Origin of the sequence: Microbulbifer agarilyticus S89 (assembly GCF_000220505.1) — a bacterium.
Lineage (GTDB): Bacteria > Pseudomonadota > Gammaproteobacteria > Pseudomonadales > Cellvibrionaceae > Microbulbifer > Microbulbifer agarilyticus_B.
In genome coordinates this window covers 69885-92347 of the sequence record NZ_AFPJ01000036.1, presented here as the reverse complement: position 1 = coordinate 92347, position 22463 = coordinate 69885, and the positions used below count along the sequence as shown (strand labels likewise).

Below are 22463 nucleotides of genomic sequence, written 5' to 3'. Positions count from 1 at the left end.
AAAAGCGACCGGTGCCGTGTAGCACCGGCCGTTCTCTTATTTATTGTTATGAATGCGCACGGATTTAGTTCAGTGCAGCACGCTCACTCGCAGTCACCTTCAGTACACCACCTTTCACCATATCCTCATGCTGGAGCTGGAATGGATTAAACGGCTTGCCGTTCAGGGACTTGCTAGCGATGTAGCGGTTTTCTTCGGCGAAATTCTCCACTTCGATACGGAATTCGTCCCCCGGATAGAAGTCCTTGTCGAGCTTAATGGTAATCGACTCGAACGACGGCGTTGCCAGTTGATACTGAGGCTCGCCGACCAGGTCCGGATAGAAGCCCATCATGGCAAATGCCAACCAGGCCGAGAGAGTGCCCGCATCATCATTGCCTGGAATGCCCCAGGGGGTGGTATTGAAATACTTGTCCACCGCAAAGGTAACGATATCCTGAGTGCGGTGTTCCTGCCCTTCGACATAGTTGAACAGGAATGGATACTGGATGTCCGGTTCGTTGGTCATATCGAAGTAATAGTTTTCAAAACTGCTGCTCAGGCGATCAATAAACTGCTCCTCGCCCATCAGATCGATCAGGCCGGGAATGTCGTGGGGCACGAAGAACAGGTATTGCCAGGCAGTACCTTCCACATAACCCTGACCGCCGCTCATTTTCCAGCGAATATCCCAGTGGCGATCCAGCGGGTCGAACGGAGTCATCCAGGAACCGTCTTTATTGCGCGGGCGCAGGAAGCCGGTTTCCTCATCATAGAGTTTACGGTAGCTCTGGGCCTGCTCGTAAAAACGCTTGGCATCTTCTTCATAGCCCAGCTCTTCTGCCAGCTTGCTGATATTCCAGTCTGCCAGGTTGTATTCAAGGGTGGTGGATACTGGCCCCCACACAATACCGTTGAACCAGCCGAACTCCATCGGCTCACCGCCACGGTCATCCATGGGAATGTATCCGAGGTCCAGGTAATGTTTGATACCAGGGCGCAGCAGGTTAAAAGTTTCGTATTGAGTACCCGCCTTTACCATTGCCTGATAGGCCGTTTCCACATCGAAATCTTTCAGGCCTTTCCGGTAGGTATCGACAATCACCGGCACCGCAGGATCGCCAACCATGGTGGCGGCTTCCATACCGATTAGTTCCCACTTCGGCAGCCAGCCGCTATCTTCGGCGGTATCGACCATCGATCTCACCATATCCAGCTGCTGCTCAGGGTGAGTCAGCGTAATCAGTGGATGTACGGTGCGGTAGGTATCCCACAAACTGAATGTGGAATAGCGGGTGAACCCCTCAGCCTTTTTGACCGTTTCACCGTCCACGCTGAGATACTCACCATTCACGTCGCTGCTGACGTGCGGCATGATCAGTGAGTGATACAGGGCGGTGTAGAACTTGGTCTTGTCTTCTTTCCTGCCGCCAGTGACTTCAACCACAGACAGTTCTTTTTCCCACGCAGCGTTGGCCGCTTTGCGCAACTCAGCAAAGGATTTCTTACCCTGCTCTGTTACTAAGTTTTCACGCGCGTTCTCAACAGAGACAAAAGAAATACCAACGCGCAGTTCCAGCTCGGTAGGCTCAGCAAACTCATAGCTGAAGCTTGCGCCTACGTAGTCGGCATTTGGTGTCCTTTTTTGGGTTTCGAGAAATGCCGGAGAATCAAACTGCCCGTACACCGCAGCCGGCTGGCTAAGCTCTGCGGAGAAGTAGATCTTGCGCTCTTGGCCAGCGTCACAGAAATTACCTTCTATCTGGTAGCCCTCAATACGGTTGGCGCTTAGCTCGCTGAAACGTCCCCCGCGCATTTCTCCCTGATTTACCGCCAGGTCGAATACCAGGTGGGCCTTGCCCGCCGGAAAATGATACTTAGTGATGCCAGAGCGGGTGGTCGCGGTCATTTCCGCCCACACATTAAAGGTGTCCAAAAATACCTTGTAATAGCCTGGCTCTGCCTGCTCTTTGGAATAGCGGCTGCGTGTTTCTTCTGGGGTCAGCGCCAGCTCACCGGTAATAGCTTTAACCGGCAGCGCCCCGCTGCTCGGACAGCCTACGCCCGAAAGCTGCATATGACCGAAACCATAAATATGCTCGGCACCAAAATGATAGGCGGCGGAATTTTTGTGTTTACTGAAGTCGATGTTTTGTGGCACTACAGAAGCCATACCCCAAGGGAGTACCGCGCCGGGATAGGTATTACCTTCGTTGGCAGTGCCGATAAACGGGTCTACCCACTGGGTTACCGAAGAGGCTTCGGCAACCGCTGCTGGGGTTGGGGTATTGCTCGCAGTGTTCTGCTCGGTATCACAGCCATACAGCATGGCGCCTGTCGCAAGTATGCCCAGTCCCAAGCCCAATCTCTGGCCCAAGGCACGCGTGGAGCTTGCGAATGTTCGTTTCACTCTCATTATTTTGTTCTCCATCATCTTCTTATGTTCAATCGACAATTAGTTGCAGAGTCTGTGCACAGGCACCAATGGTGTGGTAGTCACACTTGGCACCGGCGGCACTTTTTTCATCGCTGTAGCGCTGGTTATCTGCATTCAATAGGCGGTACCAGGCACCATGTTTGTGGTCCACCATGTGCGTCCAGCAGTATTCCCAGATTGTCTGGTAAACCCTCCAGTAGTGTTCATCCCCGGTCGCTTCCGCCAGCATCGCCGCGGCCGCAAAGGACTCCGCCTGAACCCAGAAATACTTGTCGTCATCGCAGATATCGCCTGCGGGGCTGTGGCCGTAATAAATGCCACCGCGTTCGCTGTCCCAGCAACGGTCAAAGGATTCATCGAACAATGCGCGAGCGCGGTGCAGCATCCACTCTTCCGGCCTGTGTCCGTAGAGGGTGAGTAGCAGCTTGCTCCACTCGGTCTGATGTCCAGGCTGGAATCCCCAGGGACGGTAGAGGTTTTTGGGATCGTCGCGATTATAGTCCCAGTCCACGTCCAGGTTTTCGGTGTAGTGTTCCCACACCAGGCCCCCGCCCTTCGCAGCCAACTTCACCGCTACGGTCTCCGCCAGATCGCGAGCGCGTTGGAAAAATTGTTTATCGCCGGTCGCCTCAAAGGCGGCGATCAACGCCTCACAGCAGTGCATATTGGCGTTTTGCCCCCGGTAGCTGGACACACTGCTCCAGTCGGCAGTAGCCTCATCGGCATAGATCCCCCGCTCTGGCAGCCAGAAGTGTTTTTCTAGCAGTCCCCACACCCGGTAAATGCCGTCCCGGGCGCTCTCGATACCGATGCCAAGGGCACTTGAATAGGCAAGCATGACAAAGGCGAGACCGTAACAATGGTTGGTTTGCTCCACCGGCGTATGATCTTGCAATAACCAGTGATAGCCCTCGCGCTCTGGATCCCAATGCACTTCGTCCACATACGTGAGGCCGTGCAAAGCAGCATCCCGGTATTCGGGTTTGTCGAACAGGCGGTAGGCAGTGCAATAGTTGAAAACCATGCGAGTAGAACTGACCAGATGCCGTAACCCCGACTCGAACAGGCTGCCATCGTCACGATAGTTGTGAAAAAAACCACCGGATTCATCAATCACGTTCGGGGCATAAAAATCGAGAATTGACCGGATATGCCCGGTAAGAAATTCCTCACTGCGGAAATCGGGTATTGCAGATGTATTCATAATGATCTCTCGCAGGCGCACCTAAAACTTTCGATATCGGCCAGAGTCGGAAGTGCCGGGAAGGCACCAGGGCGCGATACGGCAATGGCACCACTCAAGGTTGCGAAGCGGACACAGTCTTCGAGCAGCCATTTATCGGCCAGCAGATCAGTCAGTCCATGTTCGAGGACTTTACGCAGCAAACCACCAGTAAACCCGTCGCCGCCGGCGGTGGTGTCGACTACTTTTACGGGCGGGATTGCAACGGCAATGTGGATGTCGCGGGTGTAGCACTGCACGGCTGCGCCACCATCGGTGACGAGCACTAGTTGCGGAGTCCCAGCGAGTATCGCCTGTATATAAGTATTGACGTCTCCGTCATAGGGACTGCCCGCACACAGGAATTCAAGCTCATCGCGGGAGAACTTGAGGATATCGGCACTACGCACGAACGCGTTAACCACATCGCTATCCGCCGCGCCGGCCCGCCAAAGGTTATGACGAAGGTTTACATCAAAGCTCACCAGCGCCTGACGTGCACGAGCGAGTTCAATCGCTGCCGCGGTGGTCAGCTGAAGTGAATTGGAAGTAAGGGTATTGCTACAAAAGTGCAACAGGCCGCAGTCATCGAAGTAGGTGCTCTCAAGCTGCTCTGCCTGCATCAAGGTATCTGCGGTGCCATCGCGGTAAAACTCGAAGGAGCGATCACCCGTATCATCCAGAAACACGAATGCGAGTGAGGTCTTGGCCGTCGGGTGCCGCAGAGCCAAGGATGTGTCTACACCGTACTGCTTGAGACAACTAAGTAGAAAGTCCCCGAAGATGTCGCTTCCAACCTGCCCCAGAAAACGCGTCGGCACGCCGAGCTTGGCGGCAGCGACGGCCACATTGGCCGGCGCTCCCCCGGGATACTGGGTAAATTGGTTGAGCGGTGTTTCGCCGCCGTGATCGCTGCCCGTGTTCAGGAAATCGATCAGCGCTTCGCCAAAACACACGAGTTTTCGATTGGCCATCCTACTACTCTCCACATTCTTCAAATGCACTGGGGCTTAAAGGGCAACTTAAGCAGACAAGGCCGTTAGCCGGCCGGCTGGGTTGCCTCATTCGGAGAATCAGCCATTGTGGATTGCAGCATTCCTGCATTAGCCCCCTTCAGTGCGTACCAGCCAATAAAGACGTAACACACCAGCGGTACCAGGAAACTCATAGTCAGGCCACTCAGGTCAGCAACCAGCCCCTGTGCCATGGGCACTACCGCGCCACCCACGATAGCAAGACACAGAATGCCGGAGCCCTGGGATGTCATGGGCCCGAGCTTGCGGATACCCAGGGAGAAAATGGTCGGGAACATGATGGAGTTGAACAGGCCCACCCCCAGTGCTGCCCACATGGCCACATGCCCACTGCCGGTCAGCACCACCACCAGCAGGGCAATACAGGCCGCGGCATTAAAGGCGAGCACGCGGGTGGGCGCTACAAACTGCAGGATCGCCGAGCCAATAAAACGCCCGACCATGGCACCACCCCAATAGAAGGTGAGGTATTGAGCGGCAGTCTGCTCGCTAAAGCCGGCCACTTCCGGCAGCGCGATGTAATTGATCAGCACACTGCCAATCGCGACTTCCGCGCCCACATACAGAAAGATCGCCACGGCACCCAGTACCAGATGCTTGTGCGCCCAGATGCTGGCGCCGGGGCGCGCCAGGTTGGCCGGCTCCGCTTCGCCTTCAATCGCTGGCAGTTTTAGCAACTTGAATACGATCGCCGCAACAATCAGGAATCCGGCGATGATCAGGTAAGGCACCTGCACCGCACGCGGATCTGCCATACCCTCTCCGCTCTCACCACCGGAGTGCACAGCGCCCATAATCAACAACGCGCCAAATAGCGGTGCGACGGTATGGCCTACCGAGTTGATGGCCTGTGAGAAGTTCAACCGACTGGACGACGTTTCTGGAGAGCCTAGTACTGCTACATAAGGGTTGGCAGATACCTGAAGAATGGTGATGCCACTGGCCAGTACGAACAATCCAGCGAGGAAGAGTCCGTAAACCCGAACTTCCGCTGCCGGATAGAACAGCATGCATCCGGCCGCCGCCACCAACAAGCCCACCGAGACACCATTCTGATAGCCGAGCCGTTTGATCATGGCGCCGGCGGGAATGGAGACCAGGAAGTAGGCACCAAAGAAGGCAAACTGAATGAGCATCGCCTGTACATAACTGAGGGAGAATGCACTTTTCAGGTGGGGAATCAGGATATCGTTTAGTGCAGTGATAAAACCCCAGATAAAAAACAGGCTGGTCATCACCAGTAGCGGGAACAGATAGGCGGTTTTGTTCTGTGGGGCTACCCCCCGGGATACCGTGTTCCCGGTGTCGTTCATCGTCGCTGGCATGGCAAAGTACTTTTCTAGTTATTGTGTGTAGATATTGTTTGTCGTTGTCGCTCAGGCGCCGGCTGGACTTTCTTCCCGTCCAGACACCTTGACGACTCACTATACCCACGGGCTTGCGCTTGCCACTTCGTATTCAGAAATCAGAAGTAAATATTTTTCAAATTAGATCAAAAAAAACTTCGGATTCTTAAACAAAAACGAAAAATTCCTTCCAGATCAATAACCTATAAATCAATCATCGGTTGATCACTTTTCTGGAGCAGATGTTTAAAAAACATACAGAATTGAAATGTCGATGAGTTTTCCGAAGAAAACTACCGCAGAACACCATTTTTTCACCGCAATTTTCGACCGAGAAATGTTCAAAAAGGCGCCGTGACTATTTTTGCGCGGAGCAAAACCAGTGCGCATGAGCCCGATATGCACTGGCAATTTCGTCGATTAGACATCGCACCGCAGGTGTCGCGTGACGAGCAAAGGGAGTAATCGCGTAGACGCCTTGCGACTTCGCTGTGTGCGGGGTCAACAGCGGCAGTAACTCGCCGTCATCCAGCTCCCGATGCACCAGGCAACGAGGTACATAGATTACGCCGAGCCCACGCAGCGCGGCTTTTTTCAACACCTGCGCGTTATTTGCTTCCAGGTTGCCATCCACGGTCACGGAGTAAGTCCCCTCTTCCCTAGCAAACAGCCAGTTGCGCGGCCCACCATCTTGTAGCGCATAGATCAGGCAGTTGTGCTGTTGCAGCTGCTCGGGCGCAACTATGGATCCATGCTGGCTCAGGTAATCAGGTGTTGTGCATACGACCCAGTCTGAGTCGATCAACCAGCGCGCGCGCAGAGACGAGTCCTGCAGGGTGCCGGTACGCACGGCGATATCGATCCCGTCGCGTACCAGGTCCACATAGCGATTGTCCAGGCGCAAGTCGACCCGCACCTCCGGGTACCGCGTGCAGAAGTCCGCCACCAGATCCGAAAGCAAGATATCACCGGAGATGGTGGGTGCACTGACCACCAACTGGCCGCGCAGACTATTACTCAGACTGGACACCTCTGCCAGCGCAGCTTCCTGGTGCTGTTTGACGGCACTGGCGTGAGTAAGCAGCCGCCGACCAGCCTCAGTCAGAGCCATATTGCGGGTATTGCGAAACACCAACTGGGTGGCCAGCGCGCTCTCCAGACGGCTAATGCGTTTGCTCAGCCCCGGTGTGGACATTCGGGCCTGCTCCGCAGCCTTGCGAAAGCTGCCCGCCTCCGCCAGCAGTGCGAACAGCGCGAGATCTGATGCTTCAACCAATGACTGATCCTCAGGTATCCAGCACGGAAGCGAAATTGCAACGCGATCGACCAGACTATTAGCGAACAATTGGAAACAATCAATTTACTCGTTAACGATAGTTTCATCAAACCCGATGCTTTAGCCTTGCCTTCAAATAAATAACCAAAACCTATAAAGGACATTACTCATGGCCGAGGCCGTCCGCATCTACCCGCCGAAACCGGACAAGGTGTATCTGTTTGGTACCTGTCTGGTGGATAGCTTTTCACCACAGACTGGGCTTGATGCCATCGCGTTACTGGAACATCACGGTATCGAGGTGGTCTTTCCGCAGGCGCAAACCTGCTGTGGCCAGCCCGCGTACAACTCCGGATACGATGGTGAGGCGCGCGCCGTGGCGCGTAGCCAGATGGACCTGTTTCCCGCGTCCTGGCCCATCGTGATTCTTTCCGGCTCTTGCGGTGGCATGATGCGCAAGCACTACCCCGCGCTGTTTGATCACGCTCCAGAGGTTGTCGCTTTTGCCGAACGGGTTTTTGAATTCACCGAATTCCTGCGCCACGTAGTGCAGCCCACATTTTCCGACCAGGGCGCCGCTACCCGGGTCACACTGCACACCTCCTGCGCAGGCCGGCGCGAACTCGGTATCCATGAACACGGTCTGGCACTTCTCGACCAGCTTCAGCAAGTACAACTGGTCCCCCACGATTACCAAGAAGAGTGTTGCGGCTTCGGCGGCACCTTCTCGGTCAAGCACGCCGATGTTTCCGCCGCCATGGCGGAAGACAAGACGCGCAACCTGGTCGGTGCCGGTGTGGATGAGTTTGTCAGCACGGACTGGGGCTGCATGCTGAACCTGAATACCACGTTGGAATATGCACAGCAGCCCCTGCGCGGCCGCCACCTGATCAGTTTTCTGGCGGAACGAATCGGTGTCACGCAGCCGCTTGGGAAAGCGGATTCAGAAAAATTATTCGCGGAGGTGGCGCGATGAAGCAGCAACCGGAAGCATTTCACCCGAACAGCACCGCAGCACTGGCCGACCCGGTGCTGCGCAGTAACTTTCGCGGAGCCATGGAATTTCTGCGCAACAAGCGTCGCACGGCATTTGCCGGTGTCAACACTGAGGAAGGAGACTTCGCTGCGCTGTCCCGACGCGGCGAGGCAATCAAACAGCGCTGTCTGCAGCAACTCCCTGAGCTTCTCGAGCAGCTGGAGCAAAACTGCACCCGCAACGGTATCCAGGTGCACTGGGCGGAAACCTCACAGCAAGCCAACGAGATCATCGAATCCCTGATTCGCGCCCGCAATGGCAGAAAGGCCGTTAAGGGTAAATCCATGGTCACCGAGGAAATTGGCCTCAACGAATATCTGGGTGATCGCGGTGTCGATTGCATCGAGTCCGATATGGGGGAATTCATCGTGCAGCTGGCCGGTGAAACACCCTCCCATATCATCATGCCAGCTATCCACAAAGACGCTGGCCAGATCGCCAGCCTGTTCGAAAATAACCTTGAGGACACTCCCTATACCGAAGATGTCGACCAGCTGATCGGGATCGGCCGGCAACAATTACGTGAGCGATTCCAGCATGCGGATGTGGGGATCACCGGGGTCAACTTTGCCGTTGCCGAAACCGGTACCCTGTGCCTGGTGGAAAATGAAGGCAACGGGCGGATGTGCACCACGGTCCCCCCGCTGCATATCGCCGTTACCGGGATTGAAAAAGTGGTCGCACAACTGAGCGATGTTCCGCCACTGCTTTCACTGCTCACCCGCTCCGCCACCGGCCAGAAGATCACCACCTATTTCAATATGATTTCCAGCCCGCGCAAGCCGGGCGAGCAGGATGGGCCGGAAGAAGTGCATCTTGTGCTGCTGGACAATGGCCGCAGCCAGGCGTTTGCCGATGAAGAACTGCGTAAAACCCTACAGTGTATTCGCTGCGGTGCCTGCATGAATCACTGTCCGGTGTACACCCGCATCGGTGGCCACGCCTATGGCACCACCTACCCGGGACCGATTGGCAAAATCGTGAGTCCGCATCTGCTCGGGCTGGATGCTACCAAGGACCTGCCCACGGCGTCCTCACTGTGCGGTGCCTGCGAGGAAGTCTGCCCGGTGCGCATTCCCATTCCCAAATTGTTGCAACGGCTGCGGGTCGAGAGCAATCACGCGGGTACAGCAGAAGGAATAGTGAGAGGGGCAGGCAGCGGGCGCAAGCCACTGGAGGCCCTGGTGTGGAAAGCCTGGGCCTGGGCCTGCCGGCATCCCGCGATTTACCACCGGGGTGCCTCGCTGGCCGCCCATGGTCGCAAGCTATTCAGGTTCTTGCCCAGCCGCTGGAAAACACAGCGCACCATGCCGCAACCGGCACAGATCACCTTGCATGCAGCATTGAAAAATAGACAACGCAGGAGCGCGACCCCATGTCCGCAAGAGAAAATATCTTAAACCGATTGCGCAACGGTTCCGCATCGCACCCGGCCATGCATCGCAATGCGGCGCACGACGCTTGTGGCCAGATATCGCATGCCAGCAATGTATCCATAACAACCGATCGGATGCGCCAGCAGTTTATTGAACTACTGCGCGCAAACCACGCTCAGGTAATGGAGACCGACGACTTAGGGCTCGCGGAATCGGTTGTCACCTGCCTGCAAGAACTCGGTATTACCCAATTAATGGGTAGTGAAGAAGTGCGGTTCCTGCTCGGCGAGCAAGGGGAGATGCCTATCCAGTGGCAACCGTGGCCAACCAAAGGGAATGACGCAGAGAAAAAAGAGACTTTGTTTTCCCGGACACCGGCCGCAATTACCACCGCCACCGCGGGCATCGTGGAGACCGGTAGCCTTGTCCTGATTCCAAGTGCTACAGAGCCCCGCTCACTTTCGCTGATTCCGCCAACGCATTTGGTAATTATTCGCGAGAGGGATCTGTATCCGGATCTAGAAAATTACATCGCCCACAGCCCATGGGGATTATCAATGCCGACAAACATTGTACTGGTGTCGGGGCCTTCTAAAACGGCTGATATTCAGCAAACGTTGGCATACGGGGCGCATGGGCCGTCTAAGTTAGTTGTTTTTCTTGTTTCTTAAAGGCACGGAAAAGGTTGAGCGAGAGCACTTTACTTCTGCTCGCGATTTTGGCTCCGGTCGGGATGGACTTGAAACACGCTAGGGCGTGTTTCAACCCTGCGGGCTCGTCTTTGCCTCGGTCTTAACTCGCTGCGCGAGTTAATCGAACCGGAGGGTTCTCACCCGACCTAAGCGTCGTTAAACGAAAAAGCCCGGCATATGCCGGGCTTTTTCGTTTAATGGCGGTGAGGGAGGGATTCGAACCCTCGATACCTTTCGATATACACACTTTCCAGGCGTGCTCCTTCGACCACTCGGACACCTCACCAAATTGTATGCGTGGATTCCGGCTTGTTTAGCGAGCTTGCCGTCCGCACGCCTGCGGGCTCGTGGCTGTTTTGCCTTGCTAATCAGTAACATAGCGCCCCGATCAGCGAGCGCGCACTTTACAAAAAGGCGGCGGAGGGTGCAAGCAAAATTCGAAAAAAATCCGCCAAACACCGCCACCTGTCGAGTTATTCGCCAGACCAATCCGCAAAGAAGTCTTCGACAACCAGGTCTGGCGCGGATCTCGGTGGTTTTGCCGGGGTGCCCATATAGATGAAGCCACTGACCTCTTCGTTATCTGCCAATCCCAGTGCGCGGGCGACCAATCGGTTCTCTGCCAGGGCACCGGTGCGCCAGTAAGCGCCGACATTTTCGGCAAAAGCGGCGGTCAGCATGGCCTGCACGGCACCGGCGGTCGACATCCGCTGCTCGTTAAACGGCACCTTGGGGTGCTCCTGCAGCTGGGTAATGGCGACAATCACCAGCGGAGCGCGGAGCGGCATGGCGAGTATCCGCGCTTGCTGGGCCTCGCTCAGAGCTTCCTTGTTTTCCGTTGCCTCCAGATAGATCTCCCCTAACCGCGACCTCGCAGAGCCCTCAATCACCAGAAAGCGCCAGGGGCGCAGGTTGCCGTGATCGGCCGCGCGCAGGGCTGCGCGGAAAATACTTTTCCGCTGGTCCGCGTCCGGCGCGGGCTCAGTGAGTAGGCCAACCGAAACCCGATTGTGCAATGCGTCCAGCGCGTCCATTTGTGTCTCCTGAGTGCTCAAAGATTGGTGAATGTGTTGCAGGCTGAATTTGGCGCCAACCCCGAAAGAGCGAGATTTTACCCTATTGATCGATGGAATTTCTTATGGACGACCGTCCACTTTTAGCACAAGATTCTCAAATGACATCGCTTTCCCTGCCCTTTGAGGGTAAACTTTGCGCCTGTCGGTGATCTGAACCACGTTATTCCAATAATTCTCGTGGCGCCAGGCTTCCATTAACGGAGCCGCCCCAAGATATTTTCAGTGTTTTCAGGCCGCGATGGTGCAGGGCTATCAACTCCCTACCTGCAGCAATGCGCGGGATCCCGACTGCACACGACAATGTGGACAAAAAGAAAACAACAAGCTCCCAGACAACTTCTGCGAAACGCCATCGACACCCGTTCCGTTTTTGCAGTACAGAATTAAAAAGATTCAGTGTTCATGCAGAACCAGCCCGAAGAAAACAACAGCCTAAAATCGGATTCCCGGTATCCGCTGTATTTCCGTGCGCTAATCTGTTTCGCCGCAGCCGGCACCCTGCTTAACAGCATCAATTGGTCCGCCCTATTATCACAATCCGAACTGCTGCCTCTGGGCATGGCGGTGCTGTTACTGGTTTATATTCCTGCGGCCTATCGATTCTCGTTGCGCGCGGCTCCGGAGAAGCGCGAGGAACTTCGCCGCTGGCTTTCGTTCACCGATGCACTGCTGATCGGTATGGCTATGGCGCTCGCCAATTTCAGCCTGCTGCCCAGCCTGCTGTTCCTGACCATGGTGCAGTTCCATGCGCTCACCCAGGGCGGCGGTCGCAGCTGGTTCGAGCACAACACGGCGCTATTGCTTGGCGTCGGTGTCGGCTACCTGATCCACCGCCCGGCGCTGGTGGTGAACGCCGACCTGAATATCAGTGCAGCCAGCCTGATCGGCGTATTTACCTATTTCTGTTGCTATGCGTTTTATATGCACAAGCAGATCTCCCAGCTGCGCAGCAATAACGAACAACTGCGCAAGGACCAGCGCATCGCCAATATGGCGAGCTACAAGCTGTCTCGCTACCTGCCCAAGCGCCTGTGGCGCGCAGTAACCACGGGCAAGGACAAGGAAATCGTCACCGAGCGCAAACTGCTGACCGTGTTCTTTTCCGATATCAAGGATTTCAGCCAGCTCACCGAAGAGATGGAGGCGGAGACTCTCACCCGTTTGCTCAACAATTACCTTACCGAGATGTCGCGCATCGTGGCGCACTACGGCGGCACCATCGATAAATTTATCGGCGATGCGGTGATGGTGGTATTCGGGGATGACCAGAGCAAGGGCCCAAAATCCGATGCCCTGCGCTGTGTGGCAATGGCACTGGCCATGCGCAAGCGAGTCAGTGAGATGATGCAGGAGTGGTACAACCAGGGCATCTCACACCCGCTGCAGATTCGCATGGGCATTAATACCGGCTATTGCACCGTGGGCGTTTTCGGCACCGCCGACCATCAGACCTATACGGTGATGGGCACCCACGTGAACCTGGCAGCACGCCTGGAAAGCGCCGCCGACCCGGGCGAAATCCTGGTGAGCCACGAGACCTGGGCGATGATCAAGCAGACAGTGATGTGCCGCGACAAAGGGCACGTGACCGTGAAAGGCTTCAGCACCCCGGTAAAGGTCTATTCGGTAACGGACCTGCGCAAGAACCTGGGTGGCAAGCAGAGCTACCTGGAAGAGCACGCACCGGGTTTCGCCATGCACCTGGATCTGGACAAAGTGCGCAACTACGACAAAGAAAAAGTGCTACGCGCCCTGAAAGATGCCCAGGCACGCCTGAAAAGCAAAGTCATTATCTGAGGCAGCTGCCTCAGATGCCCCCCCCCCACCTTAGATAGCCCCCACCATACCAAACACTCTTCTCTCCAACTGCTTACTCCACTCTTATACGAGCGGCTTACTGGCGCCCGTAGCGCGGAGGAAATTCGATATTGCCGGAGGATGTGCGCAGCGGATTGATATCCAGCCCACCGCGACGGGTATAGCGCGCACATACCGTTAATTCTGCAAATGCCGCGAGGTGCTGCAGGTCGCAGTAGATACGCTCCACGCAGTGCTCGTGAAAGTCCTGGTGCTCGCGGAATGAAATGATGTAGGCGAGCAAACCCGCACGGTCCAGCGCCGGCCCACGATACTCAATCGATACCGTGGCCCAATCAGGCTGACCGGTAACCGGGCAATTGCTGCGCAACAGGTGGCTAAACAGGGTCTCCTCCACCACTTCACCACCCTGCTTCAGCTTGAGCAGCGCCGCATCCGGCTCGTAGGTTCGAGCTTCGATATCCAGCCCATCCAGGCATTCACCCCGCGGTACCTGCACCGCCAGCGCGGCATCGTCTACATCAAACAGGGTAACGGCAACATCGCTGCCAGCCGCCGCACTCAGGTCTTTCTCCAGCGTCTCGCGCACTGCGTCGGGCGAGGCGAACTCGGTCTGATTCAGAGAGTTCAGATACAGCTTGAACGACTTGGACTCGATCATTGACGGACTGGAGGCCGCAAAGCGGAAACGTGCCACCGCGACCTGGGGCACTCCCTTCGGATTCAGCCACGACAGCTCGAACCCCCACCATTCATCGGCACCACTAAACGGCAGCCCCTGCCCGTGCAGGCCCAACTGCTTGCGCGAAACCGCACGCGGAATGGGATGCAACAACCCGGGGTTGTACTTGCTCTCGTAGCGGGTTTCCTGGCCCAGCGGGAGATTCTGCCAGTCTTCTCGGTTCATAGCCTTACTCAACTCTTTATGAACGCTTCACGATCACTCAATGACGCAGCCGCTTGCCGTGACTCATCAGATGTAACGCCCAGGCCGACAACGCAGCGATAAATGTCAGCACGCCGACAAATGCCCATGCCACATTGATATCAGACACACCCAGTACCCCATAGCGGAACGCATTCACCATGTACAGAATCGGGTTCAGCTTGGACAGCGCCTGCCAGAAAGGTGACAACAGCTCGATGGAATAAAACACCCCACCCAGGTAGGTTAACGGCGTGAGCACAAAGGTCGGGATGATCGAGATATCATCAAAACTGTTGGCGAAGATTGCGTTAATGAAGCCGGCAAGAGAAAACAACACCGAAGTCAAAAATACGATCAGGATGGTAATACCGATGTGCTGTACCGAGAGCGAGGTAAATACCAGGGCAATCAGGGTGACGATCAACCCCACGATTAGGCCGCGCGCTACGCCGCCGAGCACATAGCCGGCCATAATCACCCAATTGGGCGTGGGCGATACTAGCAACTCTTCAACACTGCGCTGAAACTTGGCGCTATAGAAAGAGGAGACCACGTTGCCATAGGAGTTCGTGATCACCGCCATCATGATCAGGCCAGGCACCACAAACTCCATATAGGAGTAGCCACCCATCTCACCGATACGCTTACCAATTAGCGAACCGAAAATCACAAAGTACAGAGACATAGTGATCACCGGCGGCACCAGTGTCTGCGGCCAGATGCGAGTAAAGCGGCGCACTTCGCGGCGGAAAATTGTCGAGAAGGCAGTCCAGATCAGTTGCGGGCTCATACATCGGCCTCCTTATCTGCCGGTTGCTGATTTTCAGCCAGCAACGACACAAACAATTCTTCCAGGCGGTTGGCGCGGTTACGCATACTGGTGACCGCGATATTCTGTGCACTCAGGTGGGTGAACAGATCACTCAGGGATTGCCCCTTCTCAATAGTCACCTCCAGGCTGTGCTCATCCAGCAGGCGCCCATCAAAATCGCCAAAGTCCGGCACACCTTCCAGGTTTTCACGGGTATCCAGAATAAACACTTCCCGGCTCAGGGTTTTAAGCAGGGACTTGATGGAAGTGTTCTCGACAATATCGCCCTTGTCGATGATGGCGATATTGCGGCACAGGCTCTCCGCCTCTTCCAGATAATGGGTGGTGAGAATGATGGTGGTGCCCTGCGCGTTGATTTCCTGCAAAAACTCCCACATGGAGCGGCGCAGCTCGATATCCACACCGGCGGTGGGCTCATCCAGGATCAGCAGTTTGGGCTCATGCAAGAGTGCACGCGCGATCATCAGCCGGCGTTTCATCCCCCCGGAGAGCATTCGTGCCTGAGTCTTGCGCTTGTCCCACAGACCCAGCTTGCGCAAGTATTTTTCCGTGCGTTCTTCAGCCAATTTCCGCGGCATGCCATAGAAACCGCCTTGGGTGCAGACGATATCGAATACCTTTTCAAACTGGCTAAAATTGAACTCCTGAGGCACCACACCTAGCTGCTGCTTGGCTTTGGCAAAGTCCTTATCGATATCAATACCGAAAATCGAAACGCTGCCGCCAGTTTTGCGCACCAGGGAGCAGAGGATACCGATGGTTGTGGATTTGCCGGCGCCATTCGGCCCCAACAGTGCGAAGAAATCCCCTGGCTGCACATCAAAGCTGATGCCTTTCAGTGCTTGAAAGCCGTTGTCGTAGGTTTTCTCGAGATTATGGATGGACAGTGCGGCAGTCATTACTTCCTCCAGACGGTAAGGGCGCATATTCAACGCCGTTAGTCCCGATATTGCAACCTCATGGAGAACGGGATTGCCTGGAGGTACTCTGAGCGCCCAGTTGCTGGAGAAACCCCCTGAACTCGTCAGACTCGGTCAACAAGTGGCGGCTGACCGCAATCAACTGGTCGACTTGCTGGTCAGTCAGACGAAAATTCGTACCAATATCGTCGAAATACGCACGCTCTGCAGGATTCGGCAAGTGCTCAAAATTGATTTCCGCGAAATGAAAGGTAACCGGCCGCTCCGGGGTAGAGTTTTCCGCCACGTAATCTTCAAACTTTTCCCGCGTCAGCAGGATGGTGTCGTCACTGCGATGTGAAATCTGTCGGTTGACCACACTTTTCGCCACTTGGAACAGCGGAGGCGATTTGCCGTGACGGGCCCACTCGACATGGGGGCGAGCGCTCGCGTCGACCAGGATCACCAGAATGTGGCGCGCTTTGATTTGCGGCATCAGGTCGGTCGCCTGTTGACCACTTTCTCGCAGGGATAGATTCCGGTAGAAACTGCGCAGGCCAAGATTGTCCGATATCGCACCGTCCACAAGGTGAAACCAGGGCCACCGTTCGCGATCCAGATGGAGAGACAGCTCCCGTGCGGCGAGCGCTTGCTTACTCTGCCTCTCTTGCCTCTGCGTATCCAGTAACTCTTCCGGCACCGGAAAGCCACAGGTCCCTGCATGGTTCTTTACCGCGATTGGTGAAAACAGCAAAGGTACCGATGACGATGCTGCGACCGCCCGAGAAATGGGATAGGCGCCCACATCAATACAGTAAAGATCGAACAGCTCCCGCAGAAACGGGATACGGACGCCCGAACTCAGGTCCGAGGCATTGATCACGACTCTCGGTGCACCGGGCCACTCCATATGGGCTAAAGTCGCACCGCCAAACAGCTGCTGGTCATAGTATTCTGCCGCCAGGTCTGAACGGCCAAAGGTGCGGCTAGCGAGGCGTGGCCAGTTCCGGGGGTTCAGGGTTCTCGAGAGAAGTGCGCTCTGAACGTCTGCGCGCAAGAATCGTTGCTCGAAATCTTCAAAAATACGATTTCCATACAGCCCATAATACGCTGCGGTAAAGCTGCCGCCAGATACAGACGAAATGACGTCCACCTCCTGCAGCAGCGAACGCTCGCGACCATGAATGTGTACAGGGGTATCTCTCAACTCCTCAAGCACACCATAAGCGAGGGCGGAAGCGCGTGTACCGCCACCGGAGAATGCTAACAATACAGCCAACTCGGGGGAGCGCTCGGCGGACATACGGCGCTCAATTTCCGCGTTCCTACCCGCTTCCCAGCGCGTCAATGGCGTCTCTGTCTGCAACTGGTGCGTACAACCGCTCACCAGTAAAGCAAGACAGATCGCCAGTGCACACCGCGCTACTGCGGGTCTTTTCCCTGACCAGTGCAATCACACCTCCATTTCTCTGCCACACATTCATGCCAGCTCTGGCCCGCCGGCGCTGAGCAAGGAACAGAAGTATAGGCGTGGCAAAGCCAGGGCTCCGCGCCCCGTCAAAGAGCAGCGTAAGTATTGGCTCAGATGACAGCCCAGGCGCGGGCAGCGCAGAGGAAGAGAAAGGACAATCGGAAGGCAGGCAAATAGTGGGCAAAAAAAAGCCGCTCAAAGAGCGGCTTTTTGTTTTGGAGCGGGAAACCGGGTTCGAACCGGCGACCTCAACCTTGGCAAGGTTGCGCTCTACCAACTGAGCTATTCCCGCAATCCTGTGGCAAAGCCGCTAATGCAGCTTCACAGCATTGGCATCCCCAAGGGGAGTCGAACCCCTGTTACCGCCGTGAAAGGGCGGTGTCCTAGGCCTCTAGACGATGGGGACATAGAACATTCCCAACCTCAACGAGGTTGAGTTTGGTAAACCTACACGTTCTTGCGAACCTTTCAATCTACCTGTTCACCCGCTTATGCCGGCGAACGAAAACTTGGAGCGGGAAACCGGGTTCGAACCGGCGACCTCAACCTTGGCAAGGTTGCGCTCTACCAACTGAGCTATTCCCGCGTGGCATCCCCAAGGGGAGTCGAACCCCTGTTACCGCCGTGAAAGGGCGGTGTCCTAGGCCTCTAGACGATGGGGACCCAGAATCCTTCTTGGCGTTGCTGACCGTCGTTTCCGTAAGTCAGTACTGCGTCGAAGTGGGGCGCATTCTATGGAGAGGCCGGGGGGCTGTCAACACCCGATTTAAAACTTTTCCAGAAATTTTTCCTTTCCATACAGGCACTTACACAACCAGCGGCCAAAACCCGCAAAAATGCTCGGCACCGGTGACCAGCGATTACTGCGCCGCCGGGGGCTCCTCTCCCGCCCAGCGTTCCAATCGCTGCTGCAGGTGCCCAAGAAAGAGGCGGATGCTCGCCGCATTACTGCCCAGATCGCGAGCACCGGTGCGGGAGGCAGAGCGCACATCCACCCGCACCGGCCCCGGTTTACCGTTCGCTGGCGCAGCATTTACCTCCGCCTTTTGTTGATCAGATGGCTTCTCAGGCGCGGCTGACTCAGCGGGCGTGTCCGGTTGGTCCGGGCGAACACGTACCACGATGTCCTGGGTCAGGCCCAGCAAAGGGGTACGCCCCACCAATTCCAGCCGCCCTTTGGCGGGCTGGACCGCAATCACCCGCCAGCCCAATTCCCGTGCCACCGTCTCTGCATGCTCTATGACCTTACGTGCCGGAACATCCACAACTAGCGGTTTGATATCGGCATAAGCGGGCGTAGCGGCCTGGATCTCTGCGGAGACGCGCCCGGGGTAAGCGGGGCTGTTGTCGCCCTCCCGGCGCAAGGAGATCAGCATGTCGAATTCGGGCGGGTCTTTCAGGTCGGTAGTAATGTCGTACAGCGCCGGTGTATTCAGGTTCTGCTGGCCCACCAACATCATCGGTACGGCTACGGGGATGACCGCTAACAGCATGGCCCACAACGCCGAGATCCGTGCCTCTGCATTCCTCTTTACCATACCCCACAGGAACACCACCATGGCAAAGAGCGCCACCGCAATCATCGCCAGGCCGAGGACAGTGAAGACGGAATACGTCGAGTCGAGCTTCAGCAGCCCGACCCGCACGCCAACAATGGCCAGGCCAATCAGCGCAAGCAGCGTCCATTGAATGCGGTACAGCCAGCGACTCCAGTGACGAGGACGCCCGGAACGCAGCATAATCAGCCTCCTACCTTACCCTCTACCCTCGCGCGGGCTCAGTCATCTTGTGATTCGGTATCCGGATCCAGTTTTACCGACAGTGAATTAACACAATAGCGCAAGCCGGTCTCGGTCGGCCCGTCGGGGAAGACGTGCCCAAGGTGGCTGCCACAGTTGGCGCACAGTATCTCAACCCGTCGCATCCCGAGACTGTGGTCCGCCCGCTCCTCAACAACCCCCGCGCTCGCCTCCGCATCGAAGCTGGGCCAACCACAGCCGGCATCAAACTTGGACGAAGAGTGAAACAGCACCTCCTGACAGCAGCGACACAGGTACTTGCCGTCCTCGAAGGTGTCCCAGTACTCGCCGGTAAATGGACGCTCGGTCCCCGCTTCCCGGCAAACACGAAATTCTTCCGGAGTCAGGCGCTCGCGCCAGTAGTTATCGTCTTTTTCTTTTGCCATACTGTGCCTCCTTTTTTGCCTGAAAAGTCAGTATCCAGCGGCATTACCCTGCCCCGGCAAAACGCTTTGTGGCAGCACCTCATACCCCGGGGCGCCCACCAAAACGCTGGGCCGACCAGCCGCTGATTGCCTTCACAACGAGCAGTACAGCCTACTAGGTCCGAGCGTTGGAGAGAAACGAATTTGCCTGCCTGGCGGCTCCATAGAAACGGTTTTACCAAAACCGCCGAGCCGATGCGCACAAACCCAATTTACTGAGCCCAATTAAAGAACGCTGCAATGAAGGATATTCACAAGTCGGAAAAACTCCACGGGGTCTGTTATGAGATTCGCGGGCCCGTCATGGAGCAGGCCACGCGCCTGGAAGAAGAAGGCCACCGGATCATGAAGCTGAATATCGGCAACCCGGCACCCTTCGGCTTCGACGCGCCCGATGAAATCCTGCAGGACGTGATTTACAACCTGTCCCAGGCGCAGGGCTATGTGGAATCCAAGGGCCTGTTTGCGGCGCGCAAGGCCATCATGCAGGAATGCCAGACACTGGGCATTCCCGACGTGGACATCGATGATATCTACCTCGGCAACGGCGTGTCCGAGCTGATTTCCATGTCCACCCAGGCGCTACTGAACGACGGCGATGAAATGCTGTTGCCGATGCCCAACTACCCGCTGTGGATGGCCGCCACCAATCTGACCGGCGCCAAGGCGGTACTCTACCGCTGCGATGAGCAAGCGGGCTGGCTGCCGGATATCGAAGACATCAAGTCGAAGATCACTTCCCGCACCCGCGGTATCGTGGTGATCAACCCGAACAACCCCACCGGTGCCGTATACCCGCGCGCGCTATTGGAGCAAATCGTCGAGCTGGCGCGCGAGCACAACCTGGTGATTTTTGCCGACGAAATCTACAGCAAAATCCTGTACGACGACGCCGAGTTCGTACCCATGGGCTCACTGGCACAAGACGTGCTGTGCCTGAGCTTCAACGGCCTGTCGAAATCCTACCGTCTGGCGGGATTCCGCTCTGGCTGGATGATTGTCAGCGGTGCCAAGCAGCGTGCCAAGGGGTTTATCCAGGGCATGGATATTCTTTCCTCTATGCGCCTGTGCAGTAACGTACCGGCCATGTTCGCCGTACAAACGGCGCTGGGTGGCTACCAGAGCATCAACGACCTGGTGCTACCCGGTGGTCGTCTACGCCAGCAGCGCGATCTCGCGTATCGCATGCTGAATGACATCCCCGGCGTCAGCTGCATGAAGCCAGAGGGCGCTATCTACCTGTTCCCCAAGCTGGACCTGAATAAACACAAGATCGAAAACGACGAGCGCTTCGTGCTCGAGTTCCTGCGCAAGGAAAAGATCCTGCTGGTACAGGGCAGCGCCTTCCACTGGGATGCACCAGACCACGTGCGCATCGTGTTCCTGCCGCGGGCGGACGACCTGTCGCATGCCATTGCGCGGCTGGGCAATTTCCTCGAACACTACACCCAATAAATAGCACTGACCCCTGGCAATTGAGCACCATGCTGGACGACCTGCATATTCACGACTTTTACCGCGATGCGGGGCGCATTCTGCTGGCACTGTTCCAGCAATTCCCCGCGCCCGCGACCATCTATGTGGAAGATATTTCCGGCCCCGACACCCCGGACGAATTTGGCCTGCACTCCCCCCGCCATTTGGCCTGCTTGGGCGCGATGACCTGGCTCAAGGAATGTGGCTATATCAATTTCGCCCAACTGGTGCGTCAAGAAGCGGTAGAGGAAGCCACCCTGTCCCACCGCAGCTTCTTACTGATGGTAAGCCGCGGTGAGGATGGGATGAGCAATGCGGAAAAACTGAACGAGGCAGTTCGCGGAGGCTCGTCACCTAAACTGGAAGCGCTGGTCGTGGATTTAATGCGTCACCTGTGAAATTTTACGTGCAACATTTTTAATGCCGCGTCGGAGTCGCTATCCGGGAAATCCGGATTTTGTGGCAACCGCGCCACCACGGAAAAGCCCGGGTTCGCGGCTTCAATCAAGTCACGGAAATACTGCTCACTGTGGGCTGGTGAATTAAGTACCAGCAGCAAGTCAGCCTCGTCCGCCAGGCAGCCGGGCAATAGCTCCAACTGCCGTGCATAGTTCTCTGCGGCATCGAAACTCCCCCGCTGTCGCGTGGGCGGGTCAACAATCGCCAGCTGAAACGGCCCGCGACGGTCATAGCGTTTGAAGTCCCGCAGCGCATCCATGGCGAGAAAACGAATACCCTTGCTGGTCAGGTTGTTCAACTGGTGATTGGCCTGCCCACGCTTTAGTACGCCCTTGTTCAGATCCACGTTCAGCACTTCCAGCTCGCCCGCGGCGCGCGCCACTGTGGAAAACGCACAGGTAAACGCGAACAGGTTCAGCAGCTTGAGGTTTTCGATCGTGCCGGCTTTTTCCCGCACCTGCTGCTCCAGCCACTGGCGGCCTGGTTCGATGTCCAGAAAGAAGCCCACGTTCTGACGGTCAAAGGTGAGCGGAAACTTCAGCGCGCCACGACGGGCCACCGGTGTTTCCACTGCCTCGCCACACTGCCACTGAATGGGGGCACCGCGCTGATAGCGTCGCTGCACGGCCACACCACGGTACCCGAACGGCTCCACCAGCGACCACAGCTGGTTCGCCAGTGCATCTTCTTCAGGATATTCGTCAAACAGGGTGACCAGAATGGCGGGGTGATAGCTGTCTACACACACACTGTCCAGGCCCGCATAGCAATGCCCACGTCCGTGAAACAGACGGCGGCTATCGGGCACCTCACTCTGAGACTGTTCTTCCTGCAATTTGCTGCGCACTACCTGCAGCAAGAGTTCCCAATTCAATGTACTTG

At 56.3% G+C, this 22463-nt stretch carries 19 protein-coding genes and 5 tRNA genes; 6 read left to right on the top strand and 18 right to left on the bottom strand.

Going from position 1 to position 22463, the window contains the following annotated elements; genetic code table 11:
• Nucleotides 1–64 precede the first annotated feature (64 nt).
• The 5 genes from AS89_RS0111415 to AS89_RS0111390 form a co-directional block, all read right to left on the bottom strand.
• Nucleotides 65–2389, bottom strand: coding sequence for a GH92 family glycosyl hydrolase (locus tag AS89_RS0111415; protein ID WP_237709678.1), 2325 nt, complete (start codon nucleotides 2387–2389; stop codon nucleotides 65–67).
• 34 nt (nucleotides 2390–2423) lie between these two features.
• On the bottom strand, nucleotides 2424–3620 hold the full coding sequence (locus AS89_RS0111410; protein ID WP_010132768.1) for an AGE family epimerase/isomerase: 1197 nt from the start codon (nucleotides 3618–3620) through the stop codon (nucleotides 2424–2426).
• The gene (locus AS89_RS0111405; RefSeq protein ID WP_010132766.1) at nucleotides 3617–4612 is read right to left on the bottom strand and encodes a carbohydrate kinase family protein; all 996 of its coding nucleotides are present in this window, start codon (nucleotides 4610–4612) and stop codon (nucleotides 3617–3619) included. The genes AS89_RS0111410 and AS89_RS0111405 overlap by 4 nt, the downstream gene beginning before the upstream one ends.
• A gap of 65 nt (nucleotides 4613–4677) precedes the next feature.
• Nucleotides 4678–5997 (bottom strand): sugar MFS transporter, encoded by a 1320-nt coding sequence (locus AS89_RS17410; protein ID WP_081475723.1) that lies wholly within the window; start codon nucleotides 5995–5997, stop codon nucleotides 4678–4680.
• Between the two features lie 379 nt (nucleotides 5998–6376).
• Nucleotides 6377–7294 carry a LysR family transcriptional regulator gene (locus tag AS89_RS0111390; RefSeq protein ID WP_010132764.1) on the bottom strand — a complete coding sequence of 306 codons (918 nt, stop codon included), beginning with the start codon at nucleotides 7292–7294 and terminating at the stop codon, nucleotides 6377–6379.
• A 169-nt stretch (nucleotides 7295–7463) separates the two neighbouring features.
• On the opposite strand from AS89_RS0111390, the gene AS89_RS0111385 reads away from it, so the two are divergent.
• Genes AS89_RS0111385 through AS89_RS17405 form a run of 3 tightly spaced genes read left to right on the top strand, consistent with a single transcriptional unit; the run spans nucleotide 7464 to nucleotide 10377 of the window.
• Nucleotides 7464–8270 carry a (Fe-S)-binding protein gene (locus tag AS89_RS0111385; protein WP_010132763.1) on the top strand — a complete coding sequence of 269 codons (807 nt, stop codon included), beginning with the start codon at nucleotides 7464–7466 and terminating at the stop codon, nucleotides 8268–8270.
• Complete coding sequence (locus AS89_RS0111380; RefSeq protein WP_010132762.1) at nucleotides 8267–9730, top strand: LutB/LldF family L-lactate oxidation iron-sulfur protein; 1464 nt, start codon at nucleotides 8267–8269, stop codon at nucleotides 9728–9730. The genes AS89_RS0111385 and AS89_RS0111380 overlap by 4 nt, the downstream gene beginning before the upstream one ends.
• Nucleotides 9706–10377: a LutC/YkgG family protein gene (locus AS89_RS17405; RefSeq protein WP_081475721.1), complete on the top strand. Its 672-nt coding sequence runs from the start codon at nucleotides 9706–9708 to the stop codon at nucleotides 10375–10377. Before AS89_RS0111380 ends, AS89_RS17405 begins: the two co-directional genes overlap by 25 nt.
• A gap of 219 nt (nucleotides 10378–10596) precedes the next feature.
• On the opposite strand, the gene AS89_RS0111370 is transcribed toward AS89_RS17405, so the two are convergent.
• Nucleotides 10597–10684: transfer RNA gene (locus AS89_RS0111370), tRNA-Ser, on the bottom strand.
• A 187-nt stretch (nucleotides 10685–10871) separates the two neighbouring features.
• A complete protein-coding gene (locus tag AS89_RS0111365) occupies nucleotides 10872–11432 on the bottom strand; it encodes a nitroreductase family protein (protein WP_010132760.1) in 561 nt (186 codons plus the stop codon).
• A 444-nt stretch (nucleotides 11433–11876) separates the two neighbouring features.
• Here AS89_RS0111365 and AS89_RS0111360 point away from each other — a divergent pair, with 444 nt between their 5' ends.
• Nucleotides 11877–13271, top strand: coding sequence for an adenylate/guanylate cyclase domain-containing protein (locus AS89_RS0111360; RefSeq protein WP_010132759.1), 1395 nt, complete (start codon nucleotides 11877–11879; stop codon nucleotides 13269–13271).
• Nucleotides 13272–13368: 97 nt separating this feature from the next.
• On the opposite strand, the gene queF is transcribed toward AS89_RS0111360, so the two are convergent.
• The 10 genes from queF to msrB all read right to left on the bottom strand — a co-directional run bounded on the left by queF (nucleotide 13369) and on the right by msrB (nucleotide 19607).
• Entirely contained in the window at nucleotides 13369–14199 is an 831-nt protein-coding gene (gene queF, locus AS89_RS0111355) for an NADPH-dependent 7-cyano-7-deazaguanine reductase QueF (RefSeq protein WP_010132758.1), read from the bottom strand.
• Between the two features lie 37 nt (nucleotides 14200–14236).
• On the bottom strand, nucleotides 14237–15010 hold the full coding sequence (locus tag AS89_RS0111350) for an ABC transporter permease (RefSeq protein ID WP_010132757.1): 774 nt from the start codon (nucleotides 15008–15010) through the stop codon (nucleotides 14237–14239).
• Entirely contained in the window at nucleotides 15007–15951 is a 945-nt protein-coding gene (locus tag AS89_RS0111345; RefSeq protein ID WP_010132756.1) for an ABC transporter ATP-binding protein, read from the bottom strand. The genes AS89_RS0111350 and AS89_RS0111345 overlap by 4 nt, the downstream gene beginning before the upstream one ends.
• A gap of 58 nt (nucleotides 15952–16009) precedes the next feature.
• Nucleotides 16010–17299 carry a patatin-like phospholipase family protein gene (locus AS89_RS17400; protein ID WP_138976396.1) on the bottom strand — a complete coding sequence of 430 codons (1290 nt, stop codon included), beginning with the start codon at nucleotides 17297–17299 and terminating at the stop codon, nucleotides 16010–16012.
• A 339-nt stretch (nucleotides 17300–17638) separates the two neighbouring features.
• Nucleotides 17639–17714: transfer RNA gene (locus tag AS89_RS0111335), tRNA-Gly, on the bottom strand.
• A 38-nt stretch (nucleotides 17715–17752) separates the two neighbouring features.
• A tRNA-Glu gene (locus tag AS89_RS0111330) sits at nucleotides 17753–17828 on the bottom strand.
• Between the two features lie 104 nt (nucleotides 17829–17932).
• Nucleotides 17933–18008, bottom strand: a tRNA-Gly gene (locus AS89_RS0111325).
• A gap of 1 nt (nucleotide 18009) precedes the next feature.
• Nucleotides 18010–18085 (bottom strand) — tRNA-Glu (locus tag AS89_RS0111320).
• Nucleotides 18086–18282: 197 nt separating this feature from the next.
• Nucleotides 18283–19161 carry a DUF1499 domain-containing protein gene (locus AS89_RS0111315; protein ID WP_010132754.1) on the bottom strand — a complete coding sequence of 293 codons (879 nt, stop codon included), beginning with the start codon at nucleotides 19159–19161 and terminating at the stop codon, nucleotides 18283–18285.
• 38 nt (nucleotides 19162–19199) lie between these two features.
• Nucleotides 19200–19607: a peptide-methionine (R)-S-oxide reductase MsrB gene (msrB, locus tag AS89_RS0111310; RefSeq protein WP_010132752.1), complete on the bottom strand. Its 408-nt coding sequence runs from the start codon at nucleotides 19605–19607 to the stop codon at nucleotides 19200–19202.
• Between the two features lie 279 nt (nucleotides 19608–19886).
• Here msrB and AS89_RS0111305 point away from each other — a divergent pair, with 279 nt between their 5' ends.
• Complete coding sequence (locus AS89_RS0111305) at nucleotides 19887–21101, top strand: pyridoxal phosphate-dependent aminotransferase (RefSeq protein ID WP_010132751.1); 1215 nt, start codon at nucleotides 19887–19889, stop codon at nucleotides 21099–21101.
• Nucleotides 21102–21130: 29 nt separating this feature from the next.
• Nucleotides 21131–21520: a hypothetical protein gene (locus tag AS89_RS17395; RefSeq protein WP_010132750.1), complete on the top strand. Its 390-nt coding sequence runs from the start codon at nucleotides 21131–21133 to the stop codon at nucleotides 21518–21520.
• Here AS89_RS17395 and AS89_RS0111295 read toward each other — a convergent pair.
• Nucleotides 21511–22455, bottom strand: coding sequence for a class I SAM-dependent methyltransferase (locus AS89_RS0111295; protein WP_010132749.1), 945 nt, complete (start codon nucleotides 22453–22455; stop codon nucleotides 21511–21513). The two genes, AS89_RS17395 and AS89_RS0111295, sit on opposite strands and share 10 nt — an antisense overlap.
• Between the last annotated feature and the right edge of the window lie 8 nt (nucleotides 22456–22463).

Coding starts and splice junctions, on each gene's coding strand:
- AS89_RS17405 (WP_081475721.1), top strand. CDS start 9,706: ATGTCCGCAAGAGAAAATATCTTAAACCGATTGCGCAACGGTTCCGCA.
- AS89_RS0111345 (WP_010132756.1), bottom strand. CDS start 15,951: ATGACTGCCGCACTGTCCATCCATAATCTCGAGAAAACCTACGACAAC.
- AS89_RS0111380 (WP_010132762.1), top strand. CDS start 8,267: ATGAAGCAGCAACCGGAAGCATTTCACCCGAACAGCACCGCAGCACTG.
- AS89_RS0111350 (WP_010132757.1), bottom strand. CDS start 15,010: ATGAGCCCGCAACTGATCTGGACTGCCTTCTCGACAATTTTCCGCCGC.
- AS89_RS17410 (WP_081475723.1), bottom strand. CDS start 5,997: ATGCCAGCGACGATGAACGACACCGGGAACACGGTATCCCGGGGGGTA.
- AS89_RS0111410 (WP_010132768.1), bottom strand. CDS start 3,620: ATGAATACATCTGCAATACCCGATTTCCGCAGTGAGGAATTTCTTACC.
- AS89_RS0111385 (WP_010132763.1), top strand. CDS start 7,464: ATGGCCGAGGCCGTCCGCATCTACCCGCCGAAACCGGACAAGGTGTAT.
- AS89_RS0111360 (WP_010132759.1), top strand. CDS start 11,877: ATGCAGAACCAGCCCGAAGAAAACAACAGCCTAAAATCGGATTCCCGG.
- AS89_RS0111405 (WP_010132766.1), bottom strand. CDS start 4,612: ATGGCCAATCGAAAACTCGTGTGTTTTGGCGAAGCGCTGATCGATTTC.
- AS89_RS0111315 (WP_010132754.1), bottom strand. CDS start 19,161: ATGCTGCGTTCCGGGCGTCCTCGTCACTGGAGTCGCTGGCTGTACCGC.
- queF (WP_010132758.1), bottom strand. CDS start 14,199: ATGAACCGAGAAGACTGGCAGAATCTCCCGCTGGGCCAGGAAACCCGC.
- AS89_RS17395 (WP_010132750.1), top strand. CDS start 21,131: ATGCTGGACGACCTGCATATTCACGACTTTTACCGCGATGCGGGGCGC.
- AS89_RS0111365 (WP_010132760.1), bottom strand. CDS start 11,432: ATGGACGCGCTGGACGCATTGCACAATCGGGTTTCGGTTGGCCTACTC.
- msrB (WP_010132752.1), bottom strand. CDS start 19,607: ATGGCAAAAGAAAAAGACGATAACTACTGGCGCGAGCGCCTGACTCCG.
- AS89_RS0111305 (WP_010132751.1), top strand. CDS start 19,887: ATGAAGGATATTCACAAGTCGGAAAAACTCCACGGGGTCTGTTATGAG.